The sequence below is a fragment of the bacterium SCSIO 12741 genome (assembly GCA_024398055.1).
Taxonomy (GTDB): domain Bacteria; phylum Bacteroidota; class Bacteroidia; order Flavobacteriales_G; family Salibacteraceae; genus SCSIO-12741.
In genome coordinates this window covers 1-21,869 of the sequence record CP073749.1, presented here as the reverse complement: position 1 = coordinate 21,869, position 21,869 = coordinate 1, and the positions used below count along the sequence as shown (strand labels likewise).

Below are 21,869 nucleotides of genomic sequence, written 5' to 3'. Positions count from 1 at the left end.
AGGTAGGGTCTATTTTCGGGTTGATAGATGCAAATTTTCAACTCAAAAACAGATTTAATGAGAATACCTGGAATGGGGTGGCTTGTAGCCTTGAGCTTCCTCTCAATGCCATTTTTAGGCAAAAGTCAAACGTTGACCCCGATTTGTGGAGGGTCGGGCAGTTATAATACCCCTTGGGTTCGAATCACACCAGATCACGATATACAAAGTGATAATGTGGATGAAAATGTAGGACGAACCTCTAAGGTTTATGTGGATAAGGTTCATGATCCGAGCTTAAATACGGTTTACGTGGGTACCGAGAATTCGGGCCTTTGGAAAACCACAAATTACGAATCGGCGAATCCAAATTGGGAATGTCTTACCTGTGCATCCCGACTTCCAGGAATGGGGGTGCTTGATATTGCCATAAATCCGGATGATGCCGATGACATTCTTATTGCCACCGGTATAGGTCTAATCAATGAAATTGGGTTATTGACCTATTATGGCGCTGGTGTAATGCATAGTACTGATGGTGGATTAACCTGGAATTCAACCAGTATTGATTACAATGTGGTTAATGAACCCTTAGTCGCTCAGCAAGTAAGGTATACCGGAAAAATTGGTGCGAATGGCAAGCGACATGTAATTGTGGCTTCCCAAAATCAACTCTATTTGTCAACGGACGGCGGTGATAATTATACGCTTAAGTATACTAATACCAGTGGAACTGCGAGTTATGCCGGATTTTTTTTAGATGTCGAGGTGCATCCTAATGATCCAGATAAGATTTATGCAACTACCTATCACAACAGAGCTTCAGATGGAACTGGGACGGGATCACGGTTTGTAGTTTCCGATGATGGTGGTAATACCTGGGTAGACAAAACCTGTCAAATTCCAGGAGTATGTGACGTCGACAACAATACGAAGCTTGAAAGAATTGATTTGTCTGTTACTCCTGCAGATGACGATTTGGTTGTTCTTTATGCTCAACATAAAAATGGGGCGAAATTCATTTGGACAACATCCAATCCGACAGCCGCATCCATATCCTGGCAGGCCTATGAAATATCCAACCCTGATACTAAAGATGAGGAAGACAAGAAAGGGTCTTGGTATATGAATGATATTGAGCTTTCAAGAACCAACCCCAATCTATTTTACCTAGGAACTGTTAAGTTGTGGAAGGTTGATCTAACTACGGCTACCGGAAGTGGTACCAAGAATGTTGCCGCTACCGCCGTACAAATCAATTATTGGAAGCCTCACCCAGACAAAAGAGATATTCTGGCCCTAATTGATTTAGAGGGTAACGAGCGAATTTATAATGCCCATGATGGTGGAATCGGCCACTGGGTTTTCAATGGCACCAGTTATACTTGGTACAACAAAAATGGTTTTGGATTATCTATTCAGCAGTTCTTCGGCTTAGGCGTGTCTTCAAAACTCGGTTTCGAAGCTGCGGGAGCTCAGGACATGGGATTCTTCTATAGATTTCGAGAATGGGATAATATAGTTTTTGGTGATGGGTATCGAGCCGCCATTGACGAAGAAGGTAAAAGCTTTTATGTGGGACAAAATTCCACCGTTTATGAATATCCGATAAATGATGCCAGTAAATCTTTAGGTGTAAGCACTGCACACTTTGATCGAGGTAGAGATTTTCCGATGGATATAGGGGCTGATGGCAGGCTTTTTTATGCTTATAAACGTCCAAGTGATGAATCACCTTTCCCGGGTAATTGGTTGATGATTTATGATCCATCCAACGGGACAGGAACCCGGGTTCAACCGAAACTCGGAACTCATCATGTATCTTCACTTCGAGCGGCTCCAAGTAACTCTAATGTACTCTACATAGGGGACCTGAAGAGAGAGAAATCGACGGCTAAATTGTGGAAATTTACAGATACTCCATCCGGATGGCAGCGTGAAGATTTGACCAGCACCTTGGTTAATGCTACCCACCTTGCTCCTAAGGATTTGGTTCAGGGCTTTACAGCGATTGCCGTTGCTCCGGATGATGAGAATGAAATTTGGATTGGCTTAAACCAAAATACAAAACCAAACTCTCGTAAAATCTTGTACCATGCCGACGTAACTGACGCAAGCATAAATTGGGAAGAAATAAATAATGGTCTTCCTAATTTTCCAATTAACCATCTGGAAATCGATAAGATTAACGGAATCATGTATGCCGCAACTGATGTTGGGGTTTTCGTCAATTTGGATCCCAAATCACCTACTTCAAACTGGGAATGCTACAATATGAATTTACCTGTGGTGAAGGTGACGGATGTTCAAATCGACTATTGTTCACGGAAACTATATGCCTCTACCTATGGAAGAGGAATTTGGGTGGCAGACTTGGCGATTGATCATCAGGTGGAATTGCATGTTACCGAAATCGACGAACCCACAGCACCTTGGGGCAACCGGGAGCAACTCACCGATGTGGTTGTGAAAAGTGGTCATACTTTAACCATATCCGGTACGGTAAAAATGGCCAAGGGTCGTAGCATTATTGTTGAGCAAGGAGCTCAGTTAATTGTGGATGGTGGAACGATTACTTCCCTATGCGATCTCTGGTCCGGAATTAGAGTTTGGGGAAATCCATGTTTGCCTCAAACGACCGCAAATCAAGGAAAAGTTCGCTTAATCAATGGTGCCATTCTTTCTAATGCTGAGAACGCCATTTCCACTTCCAAACAAAATCCTGATGGATCCATTGATTGGGCCAATTCGGGTGGTGCGATTGTTTCGATTGACAATGCAACTTTTAGGAATAACGCCCGGTCCATCGAATTTTTACGTTACCCAAGTGTGAGTAACACCTGTTTTCAAGGTACTTATCCGAATAGAAATGTAAGTCGAATTTCGAATTGCACTTTTGAAACAACGGAGCAAATTCCGGGTCAACTTCCCAATGGTCAATATCGTGATTACTGTGCACCGGCCATGGTAACCTTGTGGGATGTAAACCGGGTATTGTTTTACAATTGCACATTCCGTAACACTAGTCCAGAGCTATTTCCTTATAACTTACTCTCTAACCGAAAAGGTGCGGGAATTTCTTCTCTTGGAGCCAGTTACCTGGTTCATTATTCCACGTTTGAAAACCTGTCGTACGGAATCTTGGATAACAATACGGCCAACTTTACCAAAGGAACCCGTGCTGAGAACAACACCTTCACCAATGTGGAAAGAGCTTTGTCTGTTCGCGGTGGAAGAGGAGATGAACTACGCAACAACACGGTTCATTATGATCCGGGATTTGGATGGGTGGATCCTGCTGATATCGATCGCCATGGAATAGAATTGTACAACAGCCATTATTTCAACGTGTGGGATAATACGGTTAAAACTCTTCCGGGAGGTGCTTTTAGTGGCGTACAGAGAGGTGCCTATGTTGTGAATACGGGGCATTCCTTTTCTGTAGGGACTGGAGATGTGTACCGAAACCTATATGAAAACATGGCCATTGGTATAGCTACCGAAGAGGATAATGCCTACCTACGAATTCGTTGCAATGATTTTAACGACAACCAAGTAACGGATTGGATGAGTAATCAATTTTCTCCGTCAGGTGATCCGGCTAATCAAGGCTCTTGTCTGGCTGGGGATTTGCCTGGAAATGAATTTAAGTTGGTTCCAATGTCATCCGATAAAGAGCACATTGAAAAGCCTACTTCGCCATGGACCATTACGCCTTTTCTGAATTATGAATACGACCTCAATAATACGAGGGCTCCTCAATCTTCGGAAGTAAGCACTTGGGTTCGACTTAAATCATGTGCATCGGCCTCTGCAACTTGTCCGTCCAAAAACCGGAATGGAAATGGTGGGTATTATGGCGACATTCCAATGCGTAAAAATGACCTACAACCTTTGGTTCTTCAGTTGCAAAATGGAGATGATCCAGTAGTGATTGGGAATATCAACGATCCCAATTACCCAACAACAGCTTTGGAAATGGATATCAATCCTTTGCGCCCTCATCTCTCAGACGATATGTTGATTGCTATGATCAATCGGGTACCCGCTTTTTCGGATAGTTACCTGAAATCGGTTTTGGTGGAGCATTCTGGCCTATCGGATACGGTTTATGCTGCGCTTCAGTCCAATCCACTGCCACCGGCAATGATGGCAGAAATTGACGCTGAGCAGGCAGAGATCAGTGATCGTTCTTTGTTGGAAAATCAAATCGCATCTCACCGCAGCCGATTGTTTGAGGCCTGTGGGCAAGTATTAATGAACTTCCAGGATTCCTTGAGCTACGATAGTATTCAGGCCTTTGTAATTCAGCATGGCGATGTAGTGTCGGATGAATACAAAATTGCGACAGCGATAGAGTTGGGGCAATTTACCGATGCACAGAATTACCTGGTTCAGTATCTACCAACGGTTCCGGATGAAGTGGACTTGAAGGATTTTCTTCAACTGAAGTACGATTTGGTATCGCAGGGCAAAAATTGGTATGAAATGGACGCGGCACAGTTGAACACAATCAACACTTTAGCTCCCAAGGAAAACCTGGCTGGAGTTTACGCCAAGTCCGTTCAGATTCTTCTCGGAGGAGATATGTATGATATTCCAACCGGAAATGCCTCAGGCACTCCAAAGCGAAGCCCATTGAGCACGATAAAAACAGCCAAGACTTCGAACCATGTTTGGTCGATTTATCCCAATCCGGCTCGTTCCCAGGTGGAGATTTCCTTTGATGAAACCCTAGATGAAACCATTGATTTGATGATCTATTCCTCCAATGGACAAGTGGTGCATCAGGAGCAATTGGCTGCTGAAAGTAGTTCTACAACCATAGCCGTAAACGACTTAAAACCTGGTGTTTATTTGATCACGGTTCGCTCAGAGTCGCTGAACAAGAACGCCAAATTGGTAGTTGAGTAATTAGTAGTTTAGTTTGATGATGAAGAGCCGGGTTTCTCAGGAGATCCGGCTTTTTATTTATCCAGCATCAAATCATTAAGCACCTCGATCATGCTTAAAATCAATTCCCGGTGTTCGTGATTCTCCAGTACGGCGTCTTTTAGCGTGGTGTTTAGTTGAACCACCACTTCGTCTTCAGGAGCATTTTGTAGATTTTCGATAATCGTTAAACACTCTAACAGAATCAGGTAATCAGACTTTAAGGCCAAATTCACCAAGTCAGACAAGTATGGTGAGGCATCTAATCTGGATTGCCACAAGGCTTGCCACAAGAAGATGTGCACGTCCTTATTGGCTTCCTCTTTCAAGGCTTCGATAATAGGTTCAGCAGCTTCCTGCATTTTCAGGTCATTGAGCAACTTGATGATTTCGCCGTTCAGTTCATCATCGTTGTTGTTGACCATCAATTCGATCATCATGGAAATGTGCTCAGCAGTACCGTCTTTACGGGCCTTTTTTACCGCCTTGAGGGCTAACTTCTTATCGCCAGACTGCAATCCTTTTGTTACTTCTGCTGCTTTTTTGGCGGTTTCTTTATTGTCCTTCACCACTTTCATTTCGTATAATTTCGGGCTCCAAAGATCGTACTTCCGATTCGAACCATGTTACTTCCTTGTTCTACAGCAAGGGTATAATCTCCACTCATTCCCATAGACAAGGTTTTTAAATAGGGGCGCAATGCCTGTTGTTCCTTAAAAAACTGGTTAAGTTGTCCAAACTCAGATGCTACCAATTGCTGGTTAGAAGAGTTGCTCGCCATTCCCATCATTCCTTCAATGGAAACATGGCTAAAGTCTTCTTGATCATATCGATCGAGCAAGGCCAAGGCTTCTTCCTGACTAAGGCCAAATTTGGATTCTTCCTGGGCAATATAGAGCTGAATTAATACCGGTTGAACCCGATCAATTTTTTGAGCTCTTTTTTGTATTTCTACCAATAGCTTCTCGCTGTCCACAGCATGAATCAGTGAGACAAAGGGTACTATGTACTTTACTTTATTTGTTTGCAAATGCCCGATGAGGTGCCATTCAATATCCTTGGGTAAAGCTTCGTATTTACCGACCAATTCTTGCACCTTATTTTCACCAAATACCCGCTGTCCGGCATCATAGGCTTCCTGAACCATTTCATGGGGTTTGGTTTTAGAAACGGCCACCAAGGTTACATCTTCAGGCAAAGTCTCATGGACCTTATTCAGGTTATCGGAAAGGGATGTCATCTATTCGCTAATTCGGTACAAAGTAAGGCCACTTCTGATTTTGGGCTCAATATAGGTGCTTTTGGGAGGCATATATTGGTGGTTATCGGCTACTTCTTTCAGTTGCTTTAGGGTAATGGGATGAAGGCAAAATGCCACCTTCATTTTACCACTATCCACCTGCCGGGTCATGTTGACCAATGGTTCATCTCCAGCAACGAAGTGTACCCGTTTGTCTGTTCTTAAGTCAGAAATACCTAAAATGGGATCCAACAGGTTGTTGGATAGAATGGATACATCCAGTTTTTCCACCGGATGGTTTACATCAAAGGTTCCAATCTTGGCATCAAGAGCATACCATTGTCCTTCCAGATACATGCCAATTTGGTTGTAGCCTTTTGGTTTAAACTTCTTGCCCTTGTATTCACTTACTTCAAAATAGTCTCTTACTTGATCGAGGAATTCGTCTCGGGAAAGGCCATTCAAATCTTCCACCATTCGGTTAAACTCCATGATCCAGAGTTGACTTTCCGGAATGATATAGGACATGAGGTAATTGTATTTCTCTTGCCCTGTGTAGTCTGGGTTTTCTTGCCGCTTCTGTTGCCCCAATAGATTGGAAGAGGCACATCTGTGGTGCCCATCGGCAATGTATAGGGAGTCGAATGAGTTGTACTCGGCTTGAATGGTTTGAATGTCTTCTGGGTTCTGAATCAGCCAGAGCTCATGGTTAGCTCCGTTGGAAGAGAGGAATTCGTATTCCGGCCTCTCTTTCATGCAACGTTCAAAAATGGCTTCCAGGTTGGCACTATCCGGGTGAGTCATCAAAACGGGTTCCGCGTTGATGTCAGTAGTTTCTAAGTAGGTTTTAAAGACGGTTTCCCTTTTGAGCAGCGTGTGCTCATGCTTTTTGATGACGCCATTTTGGTAGTCATCGATCGAAGTTCCTGCGATAATTCCACAGAACTGGTGCTCATGAAAAGATTGTCTGTAGAGGTAGAAGGTGTCTTTATTATCCCGAATGAAAAATCCTTTATCGATAAACTCCTGCACCTTCTTGGCCACATTTTCGAATCGTTGATTCGAATTGGGTTTGGTTTTTCTTTTAATACCAAACTCTGGATTAATAATGTGGATGAACGAATACGGGTTCGTATTGAGTTTGTGAGCTAACCCTGATCGGGAATAGGACACGTACGAACGAGAGGCCACCAGGTGAACCATGTTGCGAGGTGGACGAAACGCCTTAAAGGGAGTAATCTTTGCCATGTATAGAAAAAGAAGCGCGATACCGGTGGGGTATCGCGCTGCAAATATACGTGGACCGAAGTCCTGTTTTAACTGTTGCTAATGATAAAATTTGCCAATTCCTCACCAATTCTGGATTGAGCTTCCAAAGTGGCTGCTCCAACGTGAGGCGTAAGGGCAATTTTCGGGTGAGCCATCAAGGCTTCACTTGGAGTAGGTTCGTTTTCAAACACGTCAAGCGCTGCAGAAGCCACTTTTCCGCTGTCCAGGGCTGTGATCAAAGCATCTTCATCGATCACACCACCGCGGGCCGCATTGATCAGGTAAACGCCATCTTTCATGCTGTTTAACTCATCGCTTCCTATAACGGCTTTTCCGCCTTGCTGCTTAGGTACATGAAGGGTAACGAAGTCAGATTGACGAATGACTTCTTCCATAGAGGAATTGGCGATCTCAACGGCAACCGTTTGATCAGCTACGTCAACATCAATACGAGTTACATCCATAAATGGATCGTGGGCAACCACTTTCATTCCAAGACCTAAAGCGTAGCGAGCTACATTTTGTCCAATACGACCAAATCCAACAATACCTAGAGTTTTGCCGCGAAGTTCAACGCCCTTTCCGTATTTCTTCTTCAGAGTTTTGAATTCAGCTCCGCCTTTTTCAGGCATTTGACGGTTGGAGTCAAAGGTCATTCTCACCAAACTGAACAAGTGGGCAATTACCAATTCCGCTACAGACTGAGAGGAGGCAGATGGGGTATTGAATACCTTAAGCCCCTTTGAACGGGCATAATCCACATCAATATTGTCCATACCAACGCCACCGCGACCGATCATTTTGAGACCAGGGCAAGAATCGATAATGTTTTGGCGAATTTTAGTTGCTGAACGAACAAGTACAACGTCATACGATTCGTTGTTAATGGCGTCAACCAAAGCATCTTGTTCTACTTTTTCAGTAACCACGGTATGGCCTGCTTGTTCCAGAAGAACAATTCCAGATGGCGCTATACCGTCATTTGCGAGTATTTTCATGATAATGTTGTTTTTCGTTTAGGGAATTAACCAGCTGTTCTTTCCAATTCTTTCATGCAGTCAACCAAGGTCTGCACACTGGCTTCGTCCATCGCATTGTACATGGATGCACGGTATCCACCTACAGATCGGTGTCCTTTGATTCCGCTGATTCCGGCACCATTCCACAGTGTATTAAAGGAATCGGTCAGGCTTTCGTCGTTCAATACGAAGGTAGCGTTCATCGGAGAGCGATCTTCTAATTCAGCTGTTCCTTTAAATAAGGGGTTACGGTCAATTTCGCCGTAAATTAAATCAGCTTTGCGGTTGTTGCGAGCCTCGATCCAGTCCAATCCGCCGTTGGCCTTTAGCCATCTTAGCGTAAGCATGGATACGTATACTGGGAATACAGGCGGTGTGTTGAACATGGAATCTTTTTTGGCATGAGTTTCCAAATTCAGGTAGGTAGGAATACTACGTCCGTTTCTGCCAAATACTTCATTTTTTACAATGTATAATGTAGCTCCGGCAGGACCTAAGTTCTTTTGCGCACCGGCATAAATCAAGTCGTAGTCAGCTACGTTGATCTTGCGGGAGAAAATATCAGATGACATATCGCAAACCAAAGGCACATCAGATTGAGGTACCGATTTTACCTGGGTACCGAAAATGGTGTTGTTTGATGTGTAATGGAAATAGTCCGCATCACTTGGAATGGTGTATCCTTTTGGAATGTAGCAGTAGTTACGATCCTTGCTGGATCCGATAACGTCTACTTCACCCAAAAATGCAGCTTCCTTAACGGCTTTTGCGGCCCAGGCACCAGTGTCCAGGTAGGCAGCCTTGCCACCTTCTTTCATCATGTTGTAGGCTGCGATCAGGAAACCTAAACTGGCTCCTCCTTGTAAGAATAGAACGCTGTAACCTTCTGGTACACCTAACACTTCTTTTACCAGAGACTGAGCCTCTTCCATAACCGCTACAAAGTTTTTGCTACGGTGCGAAATTTCGATTAGTGAAAGGTTTAATTCATCAAAATTGAGAATGGCTTTTGAGGCTTCTTGAAAAACATCCTGTGGAAGGATGCACGGGCCTGCGCTAAAATTGTGGACTTTGCTCATATCCATGGAATTAATTGGAATGTTAATGCCGCGAAATTGATAAAAAAAATCGAGGAATCAGGTGAGGGATGTCACTTATAGGTGTTAATAAAAGTGCATCTAATTACTAAGGAAATGGAAATTGAATTGAAATCGGGAATAAAATGAAATAAAAAGGGAAAGAAGCCTTGTGGCAAGAGGACGGATCGGTGTGCGAAGTAGGAGAGAGTCCGATCGAGGTGTCCTCTTGCAGGCTTACTAACAGAGAGATCATGTGACAGGGACATCATAGACCCTATCCGTTTTCTCTGGTTGCTTCAAATGTAAATAAAGCAACCAAGCTTTTGAGTAAGCCTTGGTGCAAGAGGACTGACCGGTGTGCGAAGTAGGAGAGAGTCCGATCGGGATCCTCTTGCGGGCTTACTAACAGAGAGCTCGTGTGGAAAAAGATCTAGGCTGGTATCTTTTTCCGAAATGAGGTTGTGGTTTAGAATGAAAGAACGTTAGAGTTGGATGATGACAATTTGTTCGTGACCTATCCCTTGGTTACTTCAATGGAATTGTTGTTCAATCTCCGAGCCTGAAGTGATTGTTGTTTGCGGACATTCTTTTTAAATGATCCGATGCAGTTACAACCGATAACGAAGATGAAAAGCGTTCCAAAAGCAACAAGGAGAATTAATGGAGCGAGCATAACTTGTTTTTTTCGTGTTTCTATTAACTGAGTTCAAAAATGGTCAGCAGTTTTTCTCATTGCTGAATCCGAGACAAATGAACGGTAGTTCCCGCAAATACTGGCTTTTTTAGTGTGGACAATGCGTGGACAAGCAGCTCTTAAAGCGTGGACTAATCAACATGAAAACGTTGATAAACGGGGTGGTTTTGTATGCGCGAATAGGGATTTCGTTATGCTTGCATAGCATAAAAAATTCCGAACACCTTGAATTATATACAGGTGTATTTAATAGGCGTAGATACATCGATTTTCAAATTTTTTCAAATCCTTTCTTTCAAATCTGGGTGGTTATTTCGAGCCTTTTTAAAGATGTTTTTTCTCGATTTAATTGGAATTCTTGACTTCGGAATGAAAAATGAAGGTTGAAAAGATGACTTTGAGGGGCTGTTTAGCTGTACATGGGACTCTAATTGGCTCGAATTTGAGTGCCTTATTCAGAGGAGGTACATAAGAACTCATCAAAGTCAAGTTGGAGTGGGGTAGATTGAAGCTTTTATATTTGAAGCCATGGTGCGAAGGAGTCCGCTTATTTATGCGGTATATGTATTTCTTGGATTTTGGTTCTTAAAAGGAACGGTATTGCTTGGACAAGAACCGAAAGAAATTGGTTTTTTGGAGGAGGCTTTTAATTCCAAAATATCGAAGGCCGAGTATTTCAGGAATCACCGTCAGGAACACGAGGCTATCAAGATCTATTATGAAATGCTCAACGATCCAGCCTTGAAAAAGGACTTTGCGGATAAGGAATACATTGTTCACGAGCGTTTGGCTTACACATTGAAGTCACTGAGCATTGTTGATGAAGCTATCAAGCAAGGTCGATTGGCGATCAAAACCAGTATGGGAAGTGAGGAGCTGAAGAGGAGAAACAAAATTCCTCCCTTCGCTTTCTTGGGGGCCGTCTATTCTACGGAAGGTCAGTTCGATTCGGCCCTCGTCTATTTTAAAATGGCCATTCCAGCTGCCCAACAAATTCATAATACTCGCTTGGTTTCAGGAGCGCTCAACAACGTCGGGATCTGTTTTGAACGCATGGAACTTTATGATTCTGCCCTTACCTATTATGATCATGCCCTTGATCTCTACCATGATTCCCTGAATGACATCGATTTGCTCTTCAGTATTCAGGATAACCGAGCTACGGCTTTTTTGCAAATTCACAATTACGACGAAGCTTTAGCTATATGCGAGGATATTTTGAGGAGGCTGGAATATTCAGAAATGCCTGAATGGAGAAACCTTGATCGTTACTTGCAAACCGAGTTACTACGTGCAAAAATTTTGAATGAGAGCCAGCGGTATGCCGAAGCAAAACCGATTCTCTTGAAATTGGATGGGGCATTGGAAGAGTTTAATGGTGGACGATCGGAGGAGTTTACCCGAAGCCTGATGGACTCCTGGAAGGATTATTACTACGGTACAGGAAAAATGGCTCAAGCTTTTATTTGGGCGGAGCGAGTACGGGTATGGGACGAAACCATAGCCTCCATGAAGGAGCAAAAATTAAATGATGCCCGAAAAACCTTAGCTGAGTTTGAACACAACCGTATTTTGAAGGAACAACAAATTGCGGCTCAGCTAAAGGATGAACAGTTGGCGCTTTCTCGAGAAAGATCGCAGAAGAAGAACCTGCTCATTGTGCTGCTGGTGGTTTTAGGTTGTTCTGGTGGAATCATTGGATACCTGTTTTACCGTCGACGGGAACAGTTTCAGCGTAAACAGGCGGAATTGGTTGCCGTTCAAAACCAACTCTTGGAATCCAAGTTACGCGAGGAGGAACTCGAAAAACAATATGCCATCGATCAATTGCGCTTTAAACAGCGCGATCTTTCGGATATGGCCATGAGTATAGGTAGGCAACGAAAATGGGCTCGAAAGCTGGTGGAGATTAACAAATCACTGAAGACCCTTACGGTGGAAGAGATAGTAGTTAACATCAAGCAGCTCATTGAGGAAATGGAGAGCGAATTGGTGTTGGATGAAAAGCAAAATCTGTTGCAGGAAAAGGTGGAGGAAGTAGGTAACGAATTCGTCCAGCAAATCAAAGACAACTATCCAGGACTAAGTAGCACGGAATTGGAATTGTGCACCTTAATACGCCTGCGGCTATCGAATAAGGAAATTGCTCGTATTCGTAACATCAGTTCCGAATCGGCCAGAAAGGCCAGATTTCGATTGAAGAAAAAATTGGGATTGTCTCCTGAGGATGATCTGGAAGAAATTCTGAGTAACCTATAATATAGGGTTGAGCCTACCTTTTACTCTTTTCTTGCTCGCTATAGATCCGATTGTGCAATTCCCGAGCTGAAGCTTCGTATTTAAAAGAATCCTCAACAAACTGATAGTTCATAGGGTCGAAGCAAAAGCGGTAGGCGTGGGTGGCGTAATCAATCTTAAGGCTCTCCTGATCAAATAGCTGTAGTATTTCCATGATCTGGATGGCACTCAGGCAATGCTTTTCTGAATAGGAGAGAGCTCTTTCCAATCTCATTTCATCCTTTGGGGCCGATTGAAGCTCTTCAAGTATGGTGTCGAAGGTGAGTGGACGCACCGGATTTTGACATTGAAACTCCATTTTGCCAGGAGGTAGAGCCACTGAATCCTGCATAATGTTTACCCGATTAGCAGAATCTGACGGTTCCGAAATCTTGGGAATAGGAAGGTGGGCATTAAATAAGGAATCAGATTTGTCGGAGGCAACTTTCAATTCTTGAACCGGAAGTGTATCAGAAAGAGTCTTTTTAACCACTTTAGGTGGTAGTTCTTTCTTGGATATTTCGTTTAAGGCCAACCACTTTCGCGTTCCATTCGCATACCTCTTGATTTCAAATTCATAGGCATAACCCGCTTCCAGGTTTACTTTTAGTTGTGGTGTACTGCCTTGAGGTTTTTCAAAAATAACCTTGATGTGGTGAGGGCCATCCTGAAGTTTTTTCACCTTTACCCTTGAACGTGGATCTTCGTTTTCCCGCAATCCGTCAACGAAGAGGTAAAACTTGTCCTTATCTGGATGCTGAACCACCAATTCGACCTGGGCCATAGAGCCGAGGTAAAGGCAGCTTAAGAAAAGGATCAGAAAGGTTTTGTTCACGGTTTAATCTCTATTTCCGTTTCCGGAGTCGTATAGTTATCCATCGTTTGTTCCCCGCGAATGTCTACATTCTGGATAAAATACCAGTAATCTTTCCGAAATTCAAAGGCATCGAAACTCAGATCCGGAACATAAAAGTCATAAATGCCCTCTAAGCCGGGATTGGAGGGAACCAGGTGATCAAACACAATTCGATTGGACTTGGAATGGTATTTAACCGATACAACCACATCAGCGGAGTATTCCAAAAAGAACCGCATACGATCACGAAAGGGAGGGCCGAATACTTTTTTACCGAAAAACCAATCTTCCCGAATCTCGTCGTAATACATCACTTCGATAATCTTTCGGGTGGAGGTAGGAGTATTCCCATCCCATCCCAGAAGCATGTAATACTTGCCCTGAACCTTACTTTTCGTAGTGATGATGTCGTAGTACAAGGCACCATACCAATTCTTGGCCTGGCATTGTTGTAATTCAGGGGTAGGCATGTGATCAGATTGGTCGTGGAGGGACAGAATCTTTCCGTTTTTGAATCGGATAAGACAATCGTACACAAAGGCCCCATCTTCGGTAATCCAATTCCAGGTATAAAGTGTAAACTGTCGATCTGGAGCCAGTAAGATACCCAAGTTTGGAATGCTGTCCTGAGTCAGGTCGGCTACTTTTTTTTGTTCCAGGGCTTTGGTTAGCTCCTTTTTAAAAGCCTCGTTTTGCTGTTTTCTTTCCTGATCAGTGGTTGCATCCAAGGTAGATTTGCGTAGGGTATAAAGCACGCTACCCGGGTTTAATTCCTGGGCTTGAGCCGCCTGAACGGCGAACCACGAACAAATCGCTATGAAGTACAACCTCCTCATCTCAGTAGAAATACACTAACAAAAGTAAAGCCAGAAGGGAATCCCATCTGGCTCATCCATGCTTTAAGTATTAACTATTGGGTTGTTAATTTAGTGCCTAAAGATGCATAAAATCCTTCTTGGCAGTCAGCTGATCTTCTGACTCCCGGTGATCAGGATCATCTACACAACAGTCAACAGGACATACAGCAGCGCACTGAGGTTCATCGTGAAAACCTACACATTCGGTACACTTGTCCGTAACGATGTAAAAGAAATCCATCGACACCGCTTCTTGTTCATCGTCTGCATTATATCCATTTCCTCCTGGAGTGTTAATGTCGCCAGAAAGAGAGGTGCCATCCGCAAATCGCCATTCTACGCCGCCTTCATAGATAGCGTTGTTTGGACATTCGGGTTCACATGCTCCGCAATTGATGCAATCGTCGGTGATCATTATCGCCATAGCAAAAATCTGTTTTGGTGTATTCGACTAAATTTGGCGCAAAGATAGGGACAAAGGTCAAAAGCAAAGGTTTCCTAAAACAGAAAAAGAATTGAATTTACAGGAGCGAATAAAGGCACTGGCTGCCTGGGGCGATGCCATAGAGCATTTACTCAAGGAGTATCAGCAAGGAGAGGAGACAAGGAGTTGGAAGGATTGGAACCCGATAGTTAGATTGGCTTTTCATAAAAATGGCTGGTTTTCAGAAGATCAGGTGTTGTTTGCTTTGGAACGGGTACGGGAAATGCTCGAAGAAAAGGCGCTCAATGAATGGGTGGTCAACTATTCATTTGCCGATGAGCAGCCTTCCAAATGGGTAGGTATTGTTATGGCCGGCAATATTCCTTTGGTTGGTTTTCATGATTTTCTAACCGTTCTGGTATCAGGTCACAAGGCGGCCGTTAAAATGTCGAGCGATGATTCGGTTTTGTTCCCTCCTTTATTAGAACTCTTAGCGGAGGTGGAGCCCAGAATGAAAGATTCTTTTCGCCCCGTTACTCAGTTAAAAGACATCGATGCGGTTATTGCCACAGGAAGTAACAATACAGCCCGGTATTTTGAAACCTATTTTTCCAAATATCCGCACATCATTAGAAAGAACCGGACTTCGGTAGCTGTTTTAACGGGAAATGAATCAGCGGACGAACTCCAAGCCTTGGGGAAGATGTGTTTCGATATTTCGGATTGGGCTGTAGAAACGTATCCAAAATTTGGATTCCCGAAGGCTATGAGTTGAGTCAGGTATTTGAAAATTTCCTGCCCTATGCCGATCTCATGCAGCACAAGAAATACATGAATAACTACCTCTACCACAGAACGCTGTATTTGATGAACAAGGAGCAGTTGCTGGACAATGAATTTGTTCTGTTAAAAGAGGATTCCGGTTTACATTCACCTCTCGGCGTGTTGTTCTACGAATATTATACTGATTTGAAAGAGGTTAAGGTAAATTGGACCCAACTTCAAGGGGAGATTCAATGTACTATAGGACAGGGGGAAATACCATTTGGAAAGGCGCAACATCCAGCATTGAATGAGTATGCCGACCATGTTGATACCTTGGATTTTCTTCTTAACATCGGGTAGAGGATAAAAATAAATTTGAATATTTACCAGATTGCCTTTATTTTGAGGCACAAATGAACCGATAATATGGGAAAACGATCAAAATTAATAGGGGTGGTTCTGGCTTTGTTTTTAGGCGTATTACAGGCTCACTCCCAGGTGATTTTGTTTCAGGATAGTTTTGAGGTGGCCGGTTCAGGAAAATGGAGCCTTAATGCTACTCACACCATTCACGGAAGGCCATGTGTGCCAAGTGGAGAAAATCATTGGGTAGTAAATAACGACTATGCCGGAGTCACCGTACCCGTTCCGATTCGAAATACTGCGGCTCAGCCCGCAGCAATTGTACAAAACCCAAATAGTAATTACCTGCATATTGTTTCTGGTACTGCTGCTGGTGCTGGAGTAAACAATGCTAATTATTCTTATTTGGCTCCCGGGCCTAATGAGCAGTATATGGCTCACATGGCTTCTGATTATGTTACCACTGGATTAACCAACGTTACCTTTTCCTTTTGGTGGCTCAATTGGGCCAATCAGGATACCTCTGGTCAGGTATTCTACAGTATTGATGGAGGGAACACTTGGATAAAAACGCCCAATGTTTATGTGGCAGATACCAATTGGAAATTAGCAACGATTTCGCTTCCGGCTTTTGAGAATCAAGCACAGCTTCGTTTTGCCTTTGTTTTTATCAATCCTGATGCGGGGAGCGCCCCAGGATTTGCCGTCGATGATGTGATGCTCACGGGAAGTACCTCGGGTACACCAGTCGCAAATTTTTCATCCAATAAACAAACGGTCTGTTTATCGCAGCCCTGCGTAAACTTTACGGATCTATCCACCGGAGGACCGAATAGGTGGAAATGGGATTTTGGGACAGGATTAGCCCAGGATACGAGTAATGCACAAAATCCCACCTTTTGTTTTACAGCACTTGGGCAATACACCATTAGTTTAAATGTGTGGAATGGAAATGGGATAGGAACTCCAGAAGTCAAGACAAACTATATTGAAGTAGTCGATTGTAATCAACCTCCGAAGGCAAACTTTAAAATGAATGGTTTGCTCAGCAACACCATTACGATATGTGCAGGAGATTCGGTCATATTTCAAGATACCAGTAGTGGACAGGTTAGTTCTTATTATTGGTCCTTCCCAGGAGCTGAAGATGATTCTGGATTTTGCCGAATTGCCAATGATACCAATCCCAATGTAGTTATTCATTACCCATGTGCGGGTAGTTTTGGTCGCGATACTACTTATACGGTAACGCTAAGTGCCTCCGGAACTGGAGGAGCTGATTTTATCACTAAAACGGTTCATGTACAGGCCTGTATTCCTGCAGTGGCGAGGATCGTTGGCGCCACGGAGCAGGATAAATCGTGTGAAGGCAGATGCTTGACCTTTATTTACGATAAGTCTGTTGAAGATGAGTTCTACATTCGAAGTAAACCCACGTTGACCTGGTATTTTTGGGGAATAGATACGAATGCCCTCGATTCGGGGTACACGTATTCGCCCAATGGACCGACGAATCATCCGACGAAAAAAGATACGGTCTTCACCGGTGATACTAACCGGGTGTGTTATGCTGATTCAGGTACCTTTCAGGTAGTATTGGTTGCTGAAAACCTTCATGGTAAAGATTCTACAGTATATCCCTACAAGGTTTCCATTTATCCGAATCCAACTGTTGAAGCGATTGTAGAAGATGAAAACCTTCTTCGGGGATACAGCACTTCAGTTTCCACGTTTGAGCGTTATTCGGGTAAGTATTGCCGCGATTTAACTGAATTCGACATTTTCAATGGAGATAGCTGTTGTTGCTTCAACTACTATTGGTACTACCTCGATAGTGTTACGGGTAATATCCGATACGACAACATCAGGAGTCCTAATTCTCGAACTACTCCAGTAAGACCAGAGGTGAACACCTTGTATTATGTCTTAAAAGAGAACTACAACGGTTGTAGAGCCTTGGATTCTATTCCTATTTCGATCAATTTGAGATACTATGCGGGTGCTCCAGATATCTTTACACCTGGAACCGGGGCTTCTCAAAACAATAAGTTTTACATTTTTGGCAATCAGATTACCAAGATCGATGCTCGGGTCTATAATCGGTATGGTCAAGTGGTGTTTGAAACCAAGGTGGTTGATGAAATAGTCTGGGAATCAGACATTAATCCTGTAGGTGCCGGATGGGATGGTACTTACCGAAATCAAAGAGAAAAAGAGTTGGATCCCGGGGTTTATACTTACTTTGTCAAAGTTTGGCACGAGAACGGGGAGTATAAAGAGTTGAAAGGAAACGTTACCCTGGTACGCTAGAAGAGATAGATGATAAAATCGCTAATCAGATTAATTACACTTACTGTTGGCTTAGGTATCGGGAGTATCGCAGTTGCACAGGAGGAAGTTCACTTTTCGCAGTTTTCGGATGCTACGGTTATGTTCAATCCGGCTACTTCGGGTGTATTTTATGGAAGCCTTCGCTTCAATGGTCACTACCGAACCCAATGGGGACAAACCGGTGGAAATCCGTATACAACGATGGGAGCATCTTTGGATATGCCCATTTTGTCTGATGTAACAGGCCAAGATTTTTTCGCCCTTGGTGCTTATGCCTTTAAAGATGATGCTGGTGTTTCGCAGTCTTCGAATTTTTCCGGAGGATTGAACCTGGCTTTTGGTAAGTCCTTTGATCCGGATGAAAATCATTTCTGGTCAGTAGGATTGAAAGGAACCTTCAATCAGAAATCCATGAACTACAATGGTCTCAATTGGGGTTCTCAGTGGAATCAGATTGGTTTCGACCAAACCATTCCTGGAGAATATGCTGGTGAAGCCTCCAAAACCTATTTTGGAATGGGAGCTGGATTTCATCATTTCTATTCCAATCACTCCAATATCCGCACCATGTTTGGTGTTGCTATCAACAACCTGAATCGTCCTAAAGTTCAATACCTGAATACCGAATATCAATTGTCTTCCAGCATTTTTATCAATGGTGAAATTGAATTGCACTCTCACTCCGATAATTTTGCATTCATTCCTCGTGGAGCTATGATGTTCCAGGGCAATGAGCGTTACTACATCATCGGTACCAGTGTTGACTTTGTACTGAAAGAAGCCGGTAAAATCACCGGTAATGTGCAGGAAGTTACGCTTGAGTTCGGTGGGTTTTACCGCTGGGGCGATGCTGTAATTCTGGAGACTCAGTTCAACTGGGCCGGTCTTGGTGTTGGATTTAGTTATGATCTTACCCTAAGCTCCCTTTCTCAAGCCGTACGCTACCAAGGTGCGATGGAAGTACTCTTGCACTACAAATTGGGTTACAAGAAAGGTATCCAGACGAATCACTCGAACGATCGATTCGACAGAATTCATTAATCAAGACGAAGACGAAGGCCGAGAGCGAAAACGAGGATCTAAATCCAGGAATTCCTCACACTCAAACTCGTCCTCACACTAAGAAGTGCGTTTTCAGATTAGACCGAATTCAGAAAATTTGAAGAGGGTTATAGTTCTAAGAATTCCTCGCACTCAAACCCGTCCTCGCACTGATACCCCATTCTCACTTTAGTTCCAACGTCGCTAATACTTGAGCATGATCCGATTTCCAGCGTGGAACTTTTTCGTCAGTTAGAGTTTTGTCAATGAGGTGATCATTAAACACCCGAACGTACTCAATGCTTCCAATGCCATCCTGATTGTGGTAATGGAATTCCTGGCTCACCAAAATGTGATCCAAGGCCTCGTGGTGACCGTTGTGAATGTGGGTATAGTAATGGTCTTTGTAGCTTCTGCGAGCCTGTACGTTTTTAACGTTATAGAGGAGTACGTCCCAAATCCTTTTCTTCTTTTCCAAATCCCTTTCATTGGCCCAGGGTGGATCTCCCTGAATTATAGTGGTGGTAGTGGATCGATCCGAATCGTTGAGGTCGCCCAAAACTATTACCGGATGATCTGTATGCTGAATAAATCCAGCGAGAATTTCTCGAAGTGCCACTGCTTCCACCGATCGTTTTAGCAAGGCTCGGGCATGGCCTCGAGCCAACTCAATAGGGTCCTTTACCTGCTGTTCTTCCATGTGTTCTGGAAAAATAGGACGCTTCGATTTAAGGTGACTCACAAAGACATCTACTTCCAGATCTTTCTTTATTTCTAATCGACAGCGCAAAATAGGGCGGGAGAATCGCTTAAAGGGAATAAGCTGATCATCCACATCCAATTGGCTCTTAAACTCCGTATAAACCTCCTTTTCAAGGATGGGGTACTTAGATAGCAGGCCCACAAAAGGGGAGAGTTCACCTTTTTTCTCGGGAGGTGTGTATCCGGAAGCGAAGTGGTAATTCTTTTTGGCGATTAAATCTTCAATGCATTGGTCGTGAAAAATCTCCTGCATGCCCATGATATCCGGCCTCATTTTGGTCATTTGATGGCGGATCCAGTTTAGCTTCCGGTAGTATTCCTTTTCCGAATAGGATCTTCCGGGGTAATAGTTTACTTCGGGCAAGGCAAGGTTATAAAGGTTGAAAGTGCCAACCCGAAGTTTATTCGATTTGCTCATGGTTTGGGGATTAGTTGTCGCAATTTACGACAAGTTGAGACGAAAAAAAAAGCCCGCCTGCGGTAAAGCAGAGCGGGACTTCTTTATCTCCTTGGTATTACCTGGCTATTGCAAGGCAATTTTCTTTTCCAATTCATCAATGTACCCGCGAAAGGTTTTATCCGTTTCCATCAGGTTGTTTACCGTCTTGCAAGCGTGCAATACAGTAGCGTGGTCTTTTCCACCGCAATGGGCTCCAATATTGGCCAAGGAAGACTTGGTCATTTTCTTGGAGAAGTACATGGCGATTTGACGGGCCTGAACCACTTCCCGTTTGCGCGTCTTCGATTTCAACAGTTCGATATTCAAATCAAAGTAGTCGCACACAACTTTTTGAATGTAGTCAATCGAAACTTCACGTGCTGTGTTTTTCACAAACTTGTCGATCATTTTCTTCGCCAACTCCAGGGTAATGGATTTTTTGTTGAGCGAGGATTGAGCGATCAAGGAGATCAAAGCACCTTCCAGTTCTCTAATGTTTGTGGTAATGCTGTATGCTAAATACTCCACAACATCCTTGGGTAGATCAATGCCTTCTTGGTACATTTTCATTTCGAGAATTGCAATTCTCGTTTCAATAGATGGTACCTGAAGGTCTGCAGATAGACCCCATTTAAATCGGGAGAGCAGACGTTGTTCCATGCCCTGCATTTCTACAGGTGGTTTGTCTGACGTCAATACGAGCTGTTTACCATTTTGGTGCAGATGATTGAAAATGTGGAAGAATACATCCTGGGTTCTCTCCTTACCCGAGAAAAATTGCACATCGTCAATAATCAACACATCGATCATCTGGTAAAAATGCACAAAGTCGTTTTGTGTATTGTTCCGTACCGATTCGATAAACTGTTGGGTAAACCTTTCAGAGGATACAAACAAGACTGTCTTATTGGGGTGATTTTTCTTAATCTCAATCCCAATAGCGTGAGCCAGGTGAGTTTTTCCTAATCCCACTCCACCGTAAATCAGTAGAGGGTTAAAGGCAGTTCCTCCGGGCTTGTTAGACACTGCAAATCCTGCAGAGCGTGCAAGCCGGTTAGAATCTCCTTCCACAAACGTGTCAAAGGAGTAGTTTGGATTCAATTGAGAGTCGACTACCACCTTTTTCAACCCAGGAATAACAAATGGGTTTTTAATGGTGTTGTTTCCACCCAAATTCAATGGCATGGCCACTGCAGGGTTTTTCGTCTCCTTCCGATTGCTAGTTGGAATCCGAATGGAATATGGCTTCGACGAATTGAAGCTATTATCCATGATGATCGAATATTCGAGTTTTCCTTCGGCCCCTAATTCTTTTTTGATGGTTTTTTTCAATAAGGTAATGTAATGCTCTTCAAGCCACTCATAGAAGAACTGACTAGGCACTTGAATCGTTAATACATTATCTTTTAGTCGGAGTGGTTTGATGGGCTCGAACCAGGTCTTGTAACTTTGTAGATTCACATTGTCTTTGATCACCGAAAGACAATTATTCCAGACCTCATCTTGATGTTTAATACTCATTTTTAGCTCATCAAAATTCAT

General features: G+C 43.4%; 16 protein-coding genes. 6 read left to right on the top strand and 10 right to left on the bottom strand.

All coding sequences use genetic code 11. From position 1 onward, the window contains the following. Positions 1–57: 57 nt before the first annotated feature. Positions 58–4,893, top strand: coding sequence for a T9SS type A sorting domain-containing protein (locus KFE98_00080; protein UTW62593.1), 4,836 nt, complete (start codon positions 58–60; stop codon positions 4,891–4,893). A 53-nt stretch (positions 4,894–4,946) separates the two neighbouring features. Here KFE98_00080 and KFE98_00075 read toward each other — a convergent pair whose 3' ends face one another. The 5 genes from KFE98_00075 to serC all read right to left on the bottom strand — a co-directional run bounded on the left by KFE98_00075 (position 4,947) and on the right by serC (position 9,518). After that, entirely contained in the window at positions 4,947–5,489 is a 543-nt protein-coding gene (locus KFE98_00075; protein ID UTW62592.1) for a hypothetical protein, read from the bottom strand. Next, entirely contained in the window at positions 5,486–6,151 is a 666-nt protein-coding gene (locus tag KFE98_00070) for a YggS family pyridoxal phosphate-dependent enzyme (protein ID UTW62591.1), read from the bottom strand. The genes KFE98_00075 and KFE98_00070 overlap by 4 nt, the downstream gene beginning before the upstream one ends. Beyond that, positions 6,152–7,399 (bottom strand): DUF1015 domain-containing protein, encoded by a 1,248-nt coding sequence (locus tag KFE98_00065; GenBank protein ID UTW62590.1) that lies wholly within the window; start codon positions 7,397–7,399, stop codon positions 6,152–6,154. Between the two features lie 68 nt (positions 7,400–7,467). Next, complete coding sequence (locus KFE98_00060; GenBank protein UTW62589.1) at positions 7,468–8,418, bottom strand: D-2-hydroxyacid dehydrogenase; 951 nt, start codon at positions 8,416–8,418, stop codon at positions 7,468–7,470. A 26-nt stretch (positions 8,419–8,444) separates the two neighbouring features. Continuing rightward, positions 8,445–9,518, bottom strand: a complete 1,074-nt coding sequence (gene serC / locus KFE98_00055) for a 3-phosphoserine/phosphohydroxythreonine transaminase (GenBank protein UTW62588.1) — start codon at positions 9,516–9,518, stop codon at positions 8,445–8,447. Between the two features lie 1,222 nt (positions 9,519–10,740). Between serC and KFE98_00050 the strand changes: the two genes are divergently transcribed. Further along, a complete protein-coding gene (locus KFE98_00050) occupies positions 10,741–12,471 on the top strand; it encodes a tetratricopeptide repeat protein (protein UTW62587.1) in 1,731 nt (576 codons plus the stop codon). A 13-nt stretch (positions 12,472–12,484) separates the two neighbouring features. Here the strand turns inward: KFE98_00050 and KFE98_00045 are convergent, their stop codons facing one another. The 3 genes from KFE98_00045 to KFE98_00035 form a co-directional block, all read right to left on the bottom strand. Continuing rightward, a complete protein-coding gene (locus tag KFE98_00045; GenBank protein UTW62586.1) occupies positions 12,485–13,324 on the bottom strand; it encodes a DUF4476 domain-containing protein in 840 nt (279 codons plus the stop codon). Next, the gene (locus tag KFE98_00040; protein UTW62585.1) at positions 13,321–14,181 is read right to left on the bottom strand and encodes a hypothetical protein; all 861 of its coding nucleotides are present in this window, start codon (positions 14,179–14,181) and stop codon (positions 13,321–13,323) included. Before KFE98_00040 ends, KFE98_00045 begins: the two co-directional genes overlap by 4 nt. A gap of 97 nt (positions 14,182–14,278) precedes the next feature. Then, on the bottom strand, positions 14,279–14,626 hold the full coding sequence (locus KFE98_00035) for a 4Fe-4S dicluster domain-containing protein (GenBank protein UTW62584.1): 348 nt from the start codon (positions 14,624–14,626) through the stop codon (positions 14,279–14,281). A 91-nt stretch (positions 14,627–14,717) separates the two neighbouring features. On the opposite strand from KFE98_00035, the gene KFE98_00030 reads away from it, so the two are divergent. The 4 genes from KFE98_00030 (at position 14,718) to KFE98_00015 (ending at position 19,126) form a co-directional block, all read left to right on the top strand. Next, a complete protein-coding gene (locus KFE98_00030; GenBank protein UTW62583.1) occupies positions 14,718–15,401 on the top strand; it encodes a hypothetical protein in 684 nt (227 codons plus the stop codon). Next, complete coding sequence (locus KFE98_00025; GenBank protein UTW62582.1) at positions 15,398–15,751, top strand: hypothetical protein; 354 nt, start codon at positions 15,398–15,400, stop codon at positions 15,749–15,751. Before KFE98_00030 ends, KFE98_00025 begins: the two co-directional genes overlap by 4 nt. A gap of 66 nt (positions 15,752–15,817) precedes the next feature. Further along, entirely contained in the window at positions 15,818–18,064 is a 2,247-nt protein-coding gene (locus KFE98_00020) for a PKD domain-containing protein (protein UTW62581.1), read from the top strand. A 9-nt stretch (positions 18,065–18,073) separates the two neighbouring features. Next, positions 18,074–19,126, top strand: a complete 1,053-nt coding sequence (locus tag KFE98_00015; protein UTW62580.1) for a PorP/SprF family type IX secretion system membrane protein — start codon at positions 18,074–18,076, stop codon at positions 19,124–19,126. A gap of 184 nt (positions 19,127–19,310) precedes the next feature. Here the strand turns inward: KFE98_00015 and KFE98_00010 are convergent, their stop codons facing one another. Together KFE98_00010 and dnaA are read right to left on the bottom strand one after the other, a co-directional pair. Next, entirely contained in the window at positions 19,311–20,306 is a 996-nt protein-coding gene (locus KFE98_00010) for an endonuclease/exonuclease/phosphatase family protein (protein UTW62579.1), read from the bottom strand. Between the two features lie 105 nt (positions 20,307–20,411). Continuing rightward, a complete protein-coding gene (dnaA, locus tag KFE98_00005) occupies positions 20,412–21,848 on the bottom strand; it encodes a chromosomal replication initiator protein DnaA (GenBank protein ID UTW62578.1) in 1,437 nt (478 codons plus the stop codon). Positions 21,849–21,869 lie beyond the last annotated feature (21 nt).